Consider the following 11958-nt stretch of genomic DNA (forward strand, 5'->3'; position numbering starts at 1 on the left):
ATCTAATGCACCCAGTCCAATGTTAAATTGAGAGCGAGCGGCGATAACTTCACGGCTGTTACGACTCGTCCATTCTTGGAAAAATCGCAATGCTGATACGCGAGTGCGTCCCTCAGAATCAGCGCCAGGCGAAAGTAAGTTAGGGGGAACTCCCTCTTGTTGAAACAGCCGGGAAGAAATTTCACTTTCTCGTCTTGAGGCGGTAAAGCCAAGAGCAAATTCTTGCGTGGGAGTTTGGATGACTGGCTGACGGAATGTGAGTTCGTAGTAACGGGAAGCTGATTGTATATCTAGTTCGTTGAAAGGACGTTCAATGATGTCGCTGGATGTCGTACCGTAGTAAAAAGAGAGAGTGCCATTTTGGGGATTGACGGGAAACGTGTAGCTACCATCAAAGGCGTTGCTGCCATCGGTGTTGGTGTATGCTAAACTTAGACCGTCTCCAAATCCGAGTAAGTTAGCTGAGTTAAGTTGTAATCGGCGGCGGAAACTACCAACACTGGGCGATCGCCTATTATCCAAAACAATTTGGCTACTGAAAGTTTTTGCTTCTTGTATCTCGACTTGTAATATAGTTGTACCGGGACGTGTTCCAGCGGTGAGTTCAGCAGACAGGTTTTGAATCAAAGGGTTAAGTTGCAGCAGTTGCAAGGCTTCAAGCAAGCGTTCTCTATTGAGAGGTGGTGATGTTGCTCTTGCTAGACGGCTGCGTACATAATTGCGTCTGAGTCGCCTGGTACCTGTGACTTGGATGTCTTCTAATTTACCCTCGATTACCTGGATTTTGACAACACCGGACTCCATTGTTTGAGCAGGGAGATATGCTCCAGAAGTGATGTAACCTTTTTTGATGTATAATTCTGTGATAACGGTACGAGCCTGATACACTTGGGTCAGTGAGATAGGTTTGTTAGTAAAGGGAGCGAGTTCTTTGGCTAACTCTGCGGGGCTAAATACGGTACTGCCAATAACTTCAAATCGTTTAACAATGATAGTTTCAGGAAACTTACCAGGAATTGGTTCACTCTTGTTGGGAGTTGGGCGAGAAGGGGGAAGTAAGTCTTGTGGTGGAGGAAGTGGTTGTGGTGGTTTAGGTGAGGGAAATGGAGAAGGTGGAGGTGGTTGCACATCCTGCGGTGAAGGGAGTTGTTGGCTTTGGAAAGAATTGCCGTTTGGTAGTTGTGCTGGAGTCACAACTTGTGCGTGTAGGCGTGAATGAGGGAAGCTCAGCAATGCAACTATATTTATATATAAACAGTAGGTTGTAAGGTTGTCTGGAAATTTACTTTTCATGGCACTTTGGTGGTGTTTGCCAAGAACTTTGGTGTTGTGTTGGGGCTTGTGCTGTAAATATGACTTCGCCCTTGGGACCGAATACCCAGCCAGTTGCTTCTACTATTGGGGCTGGTGTGGTAGGATTTGGATTGGTGGAAATATTTGTACTTGAATTTTTTTCTAGATTAGGGTTAAGTGTTACCCAATCTACCTGCACGGCGTCAGGTGTGAGAATGTCTTTGGGGTTGGGAGGTAAGCCGCCGCGTCCGGTGATAATGAAACTGCTTTTCGCGTAGTTGGGAGAGTTGCAGCCTTGGGCAAGTTTGGTGTCAACGGGGACTGAGGGTAGGTTGATTAAGGCGCTGTTGAGGTCGATGTCGGGTGTGTTTAGCTGAACAGTGCCGTTTACGCCAAATTCTGAACTGGCGGTGATGTCACTTAGAGAAGTTGGTTTTTGACGGGGTTGAATGCCATAGATGCCAAAGGAGTTAATGTCTACTCTACCACCAGTGCCAGTGAAAGCATTGGCGGTGATATCGCTGTTTTCTCTTGGGACGGCGAGGATGAAGCCGTTAGGGGTGTTGATGGTGATGTTACCGCCGTTTCCACCTGCTCCTTCAGTGCCTGCTGTGGTAGATATCTGACTGTCGCGGCGCAGCAGCAACAAATCCTGTGTTTGCAGTGTAATATCGCCGCCATTTCCTGACCTAGTTGTGGCTATGATGGCTCCTTTGTTGTCCAACTGGATGGAGCGAGCTTGGACTGATAGGTTGCCTGCCGATCCTGAACCTTCACTGCTCACAGATACTCTAGCCCCATCCCGGACAGTCAACTTTCCAGTTTCAATGTTTATGTTACTGGCATTACCAGAACTGGTGGTTCGAGCCGTCAAGAGGCTGGGGCGCTGACCATTAGCTGAGATGCCAATCAGTTCTACTAACTCCTTTGCGTTTACTATTAAAATACCTGCCGAACCCGAACCCAACGTACTAGATCCTATCTGTGCCCCATCGCGGATGCTTAAGCGCCCCGTTTCCAAAGTTAAATTGCCGCCAGATCCCGTGGCTCCTGGCTGGACTGAAGTAAACAAGCCGCTGGAAGTTTGACCATTAGCTGAAGTGCCAATCAGTTCCACTGACTCTTTCGCGTTCACCACCAAGTTGCCCGCAGCTCCTGTGCCAAACGTCGCAGCTTGTATCACTGCCCCATCCCGGACGCTTAAGCGCCCCGTCTCCAAGGTTAAATTGCCGCCAGATCCCGTGGCTCCTCGTTCGGTTGAAGTCGCTAAGCTACTGGAAAATCGACCATTGGGTGTCCTGCCAATCAGTTCCACTGACTCCTTCGCGTTCACCTGCAAGTTGCCCGCATCTCCTGTGCCAAATGTCGTAGTTTGTATCACTGCCCCATCCCGGACGCTTAACCGTCCCGTTTCCAAAGTTAAATTGCCGCTAGCGCCCGTGGCTCCTGGCTGGGTTGAAGTAGACAAGGCGCTGAAACCCTGACCATTAACTGAGATGCCAATCAGTTCCACTGACTGCTTTGCGTTCACCACCGAGTTGCCCGCATCTCCTATGCCAAATGTCGTAGTTTGTATCTGTGCCCCATCCCGGACGCTTAACCGCCCCGTTTCCAAAGTTAAACTGCCGCCAGCGCCTGTGGCTCCTAGCTGGACTGAAGTTCCTAAGGCGCTGGGAAATTGACCATCAGCTGAGATGCCAATCAGTTCCACTGACTCCTTCGCGTTCACTACCAAGTTGCCCGCATCTCCTGTGCCAAACGTCACACTTCCTATCTGTGCCCCACTGATGGCGCTTAGTTTATTTGTTGCAATAGTTACATTTCCACCCCTCCCAGTTCCTGTTGGTGTAGATGCCAATGTGCTAGGAATCTCCAAAGAACCTACAGCATTGATTACCACATTTCCTGTTCCCACAAGTTCTACGGACTTTGGTGCGCTCACGTTCAACTTTCCCGCTGCACCGGAGCTAATGCTAGTAGATGCTACCTGTGCTCCATCCCGGACAATCAACTTGTCGGTAGAAATCGTTATATCTCCTGCCGAACCGGAGTTTAAAGTCTCAGTCAACAAGCTGCTTGAAATTTGATAATTTGAATCAGTTCCCGTTAATTCCATAGCATCGTCAGCAGCTACAGTTAAAGTCCCACCCGGTTTTGCTCCCAATGTAGAAGCCGCAATCACCGAACCATCAGTAAGTGTAATGCGTCTGCCTCGTACTTGAATATCACCGCCGCCCGTACCACTAACATCTACGGAAGCCGCTTGGGACAGTTGGATATTCCCAAAGTTTTGCACCCCTTGATATCCCAATGCCCAGCCCTTGTCTATTGGGTTCAAACTTACAAAATTAGTACCAGCTATACTCCCCAATTCAATCCGTCCCGATGTAGCCGTCAGATTACCACCCTCTAGCATTACATCACCACCTACAAGCGCTAAAGTTTTATCCGGCGGCACTTGTAAACCAACTGGTCTAGTACTCCTATTCAATGTCGTACCTATTACAATTCCACTTGCATTTATTTGTGGATCTTGGCTCAGGGAGTTACCTGATCCTTGCACCAAAATCTTTCCTGAATCCGTGCCAAATTGCAAGCCAAGGGGAACACTCACAGTCAGCAGAGGTTTGCTTTGGGCACCCTTTGCACTAAACTCTGTGCCATCCGCAAACTTCAAACTACTCGCCGTACTCGCTACAAACGAACCCCTAAGATCCAAACTGGCATTTTTCCCAAAAATAATCCCATTCGGATTAATCAAAAACAGATTAGCATTACCCAAAACACCAAGCTTCCCAAAAATCCTAGATGCGTCACTCCCTGTTACCCGACTCAGAATATTCTCAATCCCATTTGGATTTGCAAAATACGCTTCTCGTCCTTCACCGATATTAAATTGTGAAAAACTGTGAAACAGATTAGCGCCGCGAATCGCTCCACCATCAATTCTGTCAGCTTGTGGGCTTGTTGGTGTCACCACAGAACTTTCTGCTCCCAGAGTCTTATCAGCTACGGGCTTGAGTTCTTGAGCAAGAGTAGAATCTGCAGAAAATGCGAGTGGGAGCAACACGGCTGCGCTAAGCGCACACCAAGGAGCAATCCCTAACTTCAAGAAGAACCTGCACACAAGAGCATTCATCCTTAACAAGCGACACCCCCCAGCACTGCTTTGCAGTTGCACTCTTTTTTGAGTAAACCACATTTTCCCTTCGTCAAAGTAATATCTACTGACTTCTCAGCTCTGACACAAGTTTTATGCAAATTTTACTAAATATTTACAAAACTTTATAAATGGAGTAATCAGAAAAACCCCGCGCTGTCAAATAACATTGCGGGGCTGGTGAATACTAATCAGACTCGAAAAAACCTTTTCTGCCCTGTGTCTTCTTCATAGATTGGTTGAAATTGCCTGTACGGGACAGGTGGGAATACACTGTTCACAGACAATGCAGCGCGATCGCGTAAACGTCAACTTATAACTCTGGGGATCGAGATTGAGGGCTTGTGTTGGGCAAACTCCTGTACACAAGCCACAGTGGACGCATATGTCTTCATCAATGACGATTTCTCCTAAAGCTTGGGAGACGGTGATGTTTTGCGATCGCATCCATTCAATCGCTGCATCCAATTCATCAATATCTCCCGAGAGTTCCACCACCAGTTTACCAATTTGATTTGGTGCAACCTGAGCACGAATAATATTTGCAGCAACGTTAAAATCTCTTGCCAATCGGTAAGTGACTGGCATTTGAATGACACGTTTGGGGAAAGTCAGTGTGACTCGTTTTTTCACAGTTTCATTTTGGGGGTATCCCAAGCGTATTTTACCAGTTAACAGTTATCAGTTATCAGTTATCAAGTACCAGCCGCAGTTATCAAGTACCAGCCGCAGTTATCAAGGAAGCGCAGTAGGAAACGGACTCGTCTACCCCTTGTTCACTGTTCACTGTTCACTGTTCACTGTTCACTGTTCACTGTTCACTGTTTAAAATCCGTGGTTTGATCAATCGTCAGGAATGCTAACAGAGATCACGAGGAGGTTAAACTGAAGAAAGTAGTACTTAATAAGTTTTAATAAATTGTTATGAGTAACGATACACCTGTTAATTCTTCAGAAACATCAGAATCCAAGGTTGGGACGCGCTTGAGAAATTTTTTAATCGCAATCGTGGCGATCGCCCTCAGCGTTGCCCTAATTTTGGGGCTGAGAACCGAGACAACCTCTGCAACTCTGACTCAGTTAGATAAGCAGTCTACACCTTTTGAAGTTGCTTTAACCAACGGTAAGCCATCGTTTGTAGAGTTTTATGCTGATTGGTGTACTGTCTGCCAAAAAATGGTACCAGATGTCGCCCAACTGAAACAGCAGTATGCTGACAAAGTGAATTTTGTCATGCTGAATGTGGATAATACCAAGTGGCTACCAGAGATGTTGCAATATCGGGTGGATGGTATTCCTCATTTTGTGTATCTGAATCAGAAAGGGGAGGCGATCGCAGAAGCTATTGGTGATCAACCTCGTACCATTTTGTCTAGTAATCTAGAAGCTTTGCTTACTGCTTCCCCTTTGCCTTATGCTCAAGCAAACGGCAGAGTTTCGCAATTTAATGCACCAGTCGCACCAATAGATACTCAAGAAGATCCCCGCAGTCATGGCGCTCAAGTTGTGAATTAAAATACTTGCAAATAGCCACACTCAGATCTTGCACCTCCACCTGAGTATGCCTTGAACTGAAGTACCCTACGGTTCGCCGTATCTTGTGGGCGTCTACAAGGCTAATACCTCAAGTCCGTTAAAACGGACTTAAATACTTACCCAGTCCGTTTTAACGGACTTAAATTTTGAGCCAAGAAATTTATTTCTTGGTGGACGAAAATTATGGTGCAAGATCTGAGCACAGCTTAGAAGTTGTGGCTACACCTACTAAGCTCGCGTGACCAAGTTTTATATTCAAACCTGATCCTCATATGATTCCAAAATTCCACTACGGATCATAAGCTGAGGCCAAATTATCAAAAAGAAACCCATCCATGTCAGTACTGGTACACAGACAAGAATAGTTAACCAAACTGTCCTAAATAGTACCCAGCTACCACTTATCAGCGTCACACCTGTGAGAAGAATAGACCAAGGCTGACACCACCACGGTTTGTATTTCCAAGGACTGAGGGGCTTTTGTTCAGACATTTGTTTGACAGCTAGTTTATAATTATTTCTTTAACTATTACTAAATTACGCAACTTAAGCAAGCAGAACTAGCAATGTGATGGGTGCAAAGGAGCAATGCTTAATCTACACACAAGTGATCGTATGTCAGAATTATGGAGTGGAAGCAGTTACAGCAGACGATTGAAGAAAACTAATGACTAAAAAGCGGCATTTCAATGTAATAGTAGTTGAATGGTGTTATTACAATAGTATTACCATTAACAACAAATGACTATGTATACGTTAAAAGTTTGTAGAATTGGAAATTCTTTAGGAACTACTCTACCTGAAGAAATTCTGCAAAAGCTAAGAGTTGATGAAGGTGACACCATATTTGTGACTGAAACTGCTGATGGAGTTTACCTTACTACTTCTAATCCTGATTTTGATAAAGCTATGGAAGCATACAATAAAGTAAGCACTAAGTACAGAAATGCATTGGAAGAATTAGCAAAGTGAATGAACGATTTTGGTTGGAAGAGGGAATAATTAGAGCTATGCATGCAGACCAACTATTTCAGTATGGAGGTTGATAAAGAATTTATTTATTTACGGTGAATCAACGCCTACAATATGTAAATAATCTCTAACACTTCCAGCTAAATAAAATGCAAATAATGGTGGTACTGCATTACCCACTTGATTAAAACAACTTGTTTGTGTTCCTACAAATTCAAACCAATCTGGAAAACTCTGTAATCTAGCAGCTTCTCTTAGAAATAAACGTCGCCGCCTACCACATGGTAATTTAATTCTGTGCATATCACCTGTTGCAGCAGCTAAGTTTCTACAGGTCAAAGTTCTTGCTGGTTTATCTAAATGAAGGTCGCGGGGATGTTTGCAAGAGGATGCTTTTTCATATTTTGCGACATATTCATCCATGCTGGGTGTCAGAAACTTCGATTCTTCTGGAGTCATAAATGCAAGTTCTCCTAAAGCTTCGCCAGCACTAACTTTTTTCTCGAATAGTTTCGGAAATTTGAAGTTTCCTTTGTGTCCTACTACTATAAGACGTTCTCGATTTTGAGGAACACCAAAGTCAACTGCATTTAATAATCTCCATTCTACTATGAACCCTAAATCCTGGAATGTTTGAACAATTTCGTCTAAGTACCACTTGTTTTTATAGAGAAGCCCACGAACATTTTCAAACAACCAAATTTCTGGACAAAGCCTCTTGACTGCACTAATAAAAATTGGAAATCCGTCTCGTGAATCTTGTAAACCTTTTTGTTTTCCTCCCACACTGAAAGGTTGACAAGGAGGTCCACCTATAAGTACTTTGGCAGATGGTAATTCTGTCTCAGGTGTGAGGATAACCTGAGTACAGTTTCCCTTTAAGTTTTTTCTATACGTAACACAAGAATCAGCATCCATTTCAAACCCGTGAGTTGCAAAACCCTGTGCTTCAAACCCAACAGATAAACCACCGCAGCCAGCGAATAAGTCTACCACCAGTGGACTACGGGAAAATGCAGGTTTGAGTACATGATTGATTTTATCTACGTAGTTCATTCTGAGTTAGGTAACTGATCTGTTGGGTCTTTGGCGTATATGTAGTTTTTTTACTTTTCTACCACCTCACGCACCAACTGTGCTAATTTTTCTGCGCTATCAGGAACTGCGATCGCCTTCGCCGCCTCCCTCATCTTTCGCAATTCTTCCGGATGCTTCAACAAGTCCAAAACCTGACTTTGCAAAACCTCAGCCGTCAATTCTGATTGTTTAAACAGACTCGCCGCACCAACTGAGGTAAAAACTTTTGCATTATAAGTCTGATGGTCTTCTGCTGCGAATGGGTACGGAATCAAAATTGCTGGTGTTCCGCACACAGCCATCTCCGTTAAACTACCTGCTCCCGAACGAGTAATTGCTAAATTCGCCCGTTGTAGCAACGCAGCCATATTATTATAAAATGGTAATGAAATATACTGATGATGTTTGAAAGTGCCAGCCTCAGGATCATTATCGCCTGTCAAATGCACAACCCAAGCACCAGCATCAAACCAAGCATTGGCAGACTGTCGCACCAGCTTATTGATAGCAACTGCTCCTTGGCTACCACCAAAGACAACGATCACAGGAACGTCTTTAGGAATCGGGAGATCCAAGGATGCTTCAATTTCTTCTTCTAAAAATTGAGAACGCACCGGAGTACTGGTGTAAATTGTTTTAACGCGAGGCAAGTATTGAGAAGCGGCTTCAAAACCCACCGCCACAGCACTACACCAAGGTCCTAAAAAGCGAGTCACTTTACCTGGTAAGGCGTTGGCTTCGTGGAGAATAACAGGTAAACCCAAAGAACGTGCTGCAATAACAGCCGGTCCAGCAATGTAACCTCCTGTCGTGAACACTCCCTGAAAGTTTCCTTGTCGTAAAAGTTTCCTGACCTCTAAAATTGAACCAATCAGTTTTCCCAAAACGCGAAGTGAAGAAATTCCAAAACCTTGCTGAAAACCTTCAACTGCAATAGTATTCAATCGATACTGTTTGGGAACAAGCTGAGTTTCTAATCGATTGGGGACACCAAGCCATTCGATTTGATAATCCCTCAAGTGTTCAGCTAGTGCGATCGCCGGAAACACGTGTCCGCCTGTTCCACTAGCAGCTATTAACAACCGTATAGGAGTTTCTACCATCACCCTCCACCCTGTTAGCGCTTAGCTTAACCTAAAATAAAACAACTTCCACCCCTTGTGTCGTCAAGTTGCCTAATTTTACTCATGCCAAATTTTGCTTCCTTTTTACACAAACGTCAAACAATGTTGCAACCTACTCGCTTACTAGTTTATTCTCTGCTTACACTAAGTTTATTAACGAGTTGGAAAACTGCTCAAGCCAGTACACCACAGCACTTAGTACAAGCCGGGGAACCCCTCCAACCCAGTAGCGCCTCTCAAAATGCACCCTCTCAAGTAAAAAACTTATTGGCGCAAATTGATGCAGCAGCAAGTCAGGGGAATATCAAAGGCGTCATGCAGTTCTATAGTCCCAATTTCGTTCACGGAGATGGCTTAACCCGTCAGAATATGGAAAAAGCTTTAACTGCATTTTGGCAACGATACCCTCGATTGAAATACACTACCCAGGTACAATCTTGGCAATCTGAAGGTAATGCCATTGTCGCCGAAACACTCACCAATATAACTGGTGTGCCCTCTACGAACAGTGAGAACTCGACTTTCAATGCGACAATTAGGTCGCGCCAGCGCATTGCTGCAGGTAAAATTATCCGCCAAGACATTTTGTCTGAACGCACTGAATTGACTTCCGGTGCCAAGCCACCTAAAGTAGAGTTCAAGTTACCACAGCAAGTAAAAGTTGGTCAGCAGTTTAATCTTGACGCGATTGTCCAAGAACCTCTTGGTGATGACTATCTCTTAGGAACAGCGTTGGAAGAACCTATTAAACCAGAGAAATTGCTGACTGCCACACCTGTGGATTTAGAATTACTCTCATCTGGCGGAATTTTTAAAGTTGGACGCGCACCAGCTGTCCCTGGTAGTCAATGGGTTTCTGCTGTGATCATGCGCGGAGACGGTATGGTCATGATCACTCAGCGCATACAGGTTGTGAAAAACTAATTATTTAGTCATTGGTCATTTACTAATGACTAATGATTAATGACTAAGTAGCTCAACCTAATTAAACGTAAAATGTCATTACGAGCGGAACACAGTGGAGCGAAGTAATCGCAAAGACTCTATTTTACGCTTTTCAATGTTGACCTACTTAATGACTCATCACTAATAACTAAAATGCTTTCTATTCAAAATCAAATTGTTTTGATTACTGGTGCAAGCAGCGGTATCGGTGCGGCTTGTGCCAAAGTATTCGCAAATGCAGGTGCAAAACTCATTTTAGCCGCACGACGGTTAGAGCGCTTGCAGGAGTTAGCAGATGAGGTGAGCAAAAACTCTGCGACTGACATTCACTTGGTAGAACTGGATGTGCGCGATCGCACTGCTGTAGAATCTGCCATCTCAACCCTACCCCCCTCCTGGTCTGAAATTGACATCCTCATCAACAACGCTGGTCTGAGTCGTGGTTTAGACAAACTCCACGAAGGCGACATCCAAGACTGGGAAGAAATGATTGATACCAACATCAAGGGTTTGCTGTACCTGACGCGCTATGTTGTCCCTGGAATGGTGAAACGCGATCGCGGTTATGTCGTCAACATTGGTTCCATCGCCGGACATCAGACATATCCCAGTGGTAACGTCTATTGTGGCACTAAAGCCGCTGTCAGAGCTATTTCCGAAGGTTTGAAACAAGACCTGCTAGGAACCCCTATCCGCGTCAGTTCTGTTGACCCTGGTATGGTAGAAACAGAATTTAGCGATGTACGCTTTCATGGCGATAGCGATCGCGCCAACAAAGTTTACCAAGGAGTCAAGCCTCTGACTCCAGATGATGTCGCCGATGTGATATTTTTCTGCGTTACGCGACCAAGCCATGTCAATATTAACGAAGTTGTACTTATGCCAGTTGATCAGGCTAGCGCTACTCTGGTGAATAGGCGAAGTTAAAATTAGGCAATAACAAGATAAATTTGGTATGGCTTTATGCAAAACACTGCCAACGCTGAAAAAACTGGAGTTACAGTTCTCACGACGATTAACATCGCAAAAGTTCTCACAATAAGCTGCTTGGTTGCTTTTGCTGTCGTCTTCGGCATTCAAGACTGGCGACAAGTCATTTATATGTGCCTGCACATCAGTTATTGTCTTTGGTGGTTAATTGAGCAATGGTTTTATCCCCAGCGGCGACAGATGTTTAATGACCCTGTGGGCGTTGGTTTATTTGTTTTCATACTATTATCTGTCGGGGTTTTTTACGCACTTCCAGGATACCTAGCATTTACTAATCCCGTTCCCCTATCAATGACCACAGCTGCTGTGGCATTATCACTTTACATTTTCGGCACTCTGATCAATGCTACCGCCGATATCCAAAAGCTTACCGCCAAGCAGTATGGGGCAGGGCTAGTTAATGACAACATCTGGCGTTTCTCCCGCAATGTCAATTACTTTGGGGATCTGCTACGTTATCTGAGTTTTAGTGTCGTCGCTGGTTCACTCTGGGCTTATTTGCTGCCTGCATATATCTTAGTTTTTTACCTCCGGTTGATGTCTAACAAAGAACAGTCAATGTCTCAAAAATACTCAGAATATCCTGATTACAAGCAATCTAGCGCCCGTTTGATTCCGTTTATCTGGTGAAGTTTAAGCGAGGAGTTAGTAGGTAGAGTGGAGGGTATTTCCTCCACTCTTTTGCTATGCAGCTTCAAGAACACGCAATAAATCATTGACCATTCCATAAGGATGATTGACGACAGAGGTATTACAAAAAACAGCTAACGTCAGTTTGCGTCCGTGAAAATCGGGTAAATGCATAGCGCTTCATTTTTCATGAGCCTTGGATGGACAACCCGACAACAATGTCTACTCGTA

Annotated in this window: 11 protein-coding genes; 5 read left to right on the forward strand and 6 right to left on the reverse strand. The window is 44.6% G+C overall.

The features are described from left to right. The 3 genes from DP116_RS12135 to DP116_RS12145 all read right to left on the reverse strand — a co-directional run. A partial coding sequence (locus DP116_RS12135) for a ShlB/FhaC/HecB family hemolysin secretion/activation protein (RefSeq protein WP_246275604.1) occupies positions 1–1293 on the reverse strand: 1293 nt, incomplete at its 3' end. Then, positions 1283–4495, reverse strand: a complete 3213-nt coding sequence (locus tag DP116_RS12140) for a two-partner secretion domain-containing protein (RefSeq protein ID WP_169155430.1) — start codon at positions 4493–4495, stop codon at positions 1283–1285. The genes DP116_RS12140 and DP116_RS12135, both read right to left, overlap by 11 nt. Positions 4496–4681: 186 nt before the next feature. Beyond that, the gene (locus DP116_RS12145; protein ID WP_169155439.1) at positions 4682–5086 is read right to left on the reverse strand and encodes an NIL domain-containing protein; all 405 of its coding nucleotides are present in this window, start codon (positions 5084–5086) and stop codon (positions 4682–4684) included. Positions 5087–5377: 291 nt separating this feature from the next. Between DP116_RS12145 and DP116_RS12150 the strand changes: the two genes are divergently transcribed. Further along, positions 5378–5968 carry a thioredoxin family protein gene (locus tag DP116_RS12150; protein WP_169155431.1) on the forward strand — a complete coding sequence of 197 codons (591 nt, stop codon included), beginning with the start codon at positions 5378–5380 and terminating at the stop codon, positions 5966–5968. Positions 5969–6244: 276 nt separating this feature from the next. On the opposite strand, the gene DP116_RS12155 is transcribed toward DP116_RS12150, so the two are convergent. Continuing rightward, a complete protein-coding gene (locus DP116_RS12155) occupies positions 6245–6481 on the reverse strand; it encodes a DUF6737 family protein (protein ID WP_169155432.1) in 237 nt (78 codons plus the stop codon). 255 nt (positions 6482–6736) lie between these two features. On the opposite strand from DP116_RS12155, the gene DP116_RS12160 reads away from it, so the two are divergent. Beyond that, positions 6737–6961: an AbrB/MazE/SpoVT family DNA-binding domain-containing protein gene (locus DP116_RS12160; RefSeq protein WP_169155440.1), complete on the forward strand. Its 225-nt coding sequence runs from the start codon at positions 6737–6739 to the stop codon at positions 6959–6961. Between the two features lie 90 nt (positions 6962–7051). On the opposite strand, the gene DP116_RS12165 is transcribed toward DP116_RS12160, so the two are convergent. Both DP116_RS12165 and murG read right to left on the reverse strand, forming a co-directional pair. Beyond that, positions 7052–8017, reverse strand: coding sequence for a DNA cytosine methyltransferase (locus DP116_RS12165; RefSeq protein WP_169155433.1), 966 nt, complete (start codon positions 8015–8017; stop codon positions 7052–7054). A gap of 50 nt (positions 8018–8067) precedes the next feature. After that, complete coding sequence (gene murG, locus DP116_RS12170; protein WP_169155434.1) at positions 8068–9141, reverse strand: undecaprenyldiphospho-muramoylpentapeptide beta-N-acetylglucosaminyltransferase; 1074 nt, start codon at positions 9139–9141, stop codon at positions 8068–8070. 84 nt (positions 9142–9225) lie between these two features. Between murG and DP116_RS12175 the strand changes: the two genes are divergently transcribed. From DP116_RS12175 to DP116_RS12185, 3 genes are all read left to right on the forward strand, one after another. Then, positions 9226–10086, forward strand: a complete 861-nt coding sequence (locus DP116_RS12175; protein ID WP_169155435.1) for a DUF8623 domain-containing protein — start codon at positions 9226–9228, stop codon at positions 10084–10086. A gap of 174 nt (positions 10087–10260) precedes the next feature. Further along, on the forward strand, positions 10261–11034 hold the full coding sequence (locus DP116_RS12180) for an SDR family oxidoreductase (RefSeq protein WP_169155436.1): 774 nt from the start codon (positions 10261–10263) through the stop codon (positions 11032–11034). A gap of 36 nt (positions 11035–11070) precedes the next feature. Next, positions 11071–11727, forward strand: a complete 657-nt coding sequence (locus DP116_RS12185; RefSeq protein WP_169155437.1) for a DUF1295 domain-containing protein — start codon at positions 11071–11073, stop codon at positions 11725–11727. Positions 11728–11958: the final 231 nt, after the last annotated feature.

Source organism: Brasilonema bromeliae SPC951, from assembly GCF_012912135.1.
GTDB lineage: Bacteria > Cyanobacteriota > Cyanobacteriia > Cyanobacteriales > Nostocaceae > Brasilonema > Brasilonema bromeliae.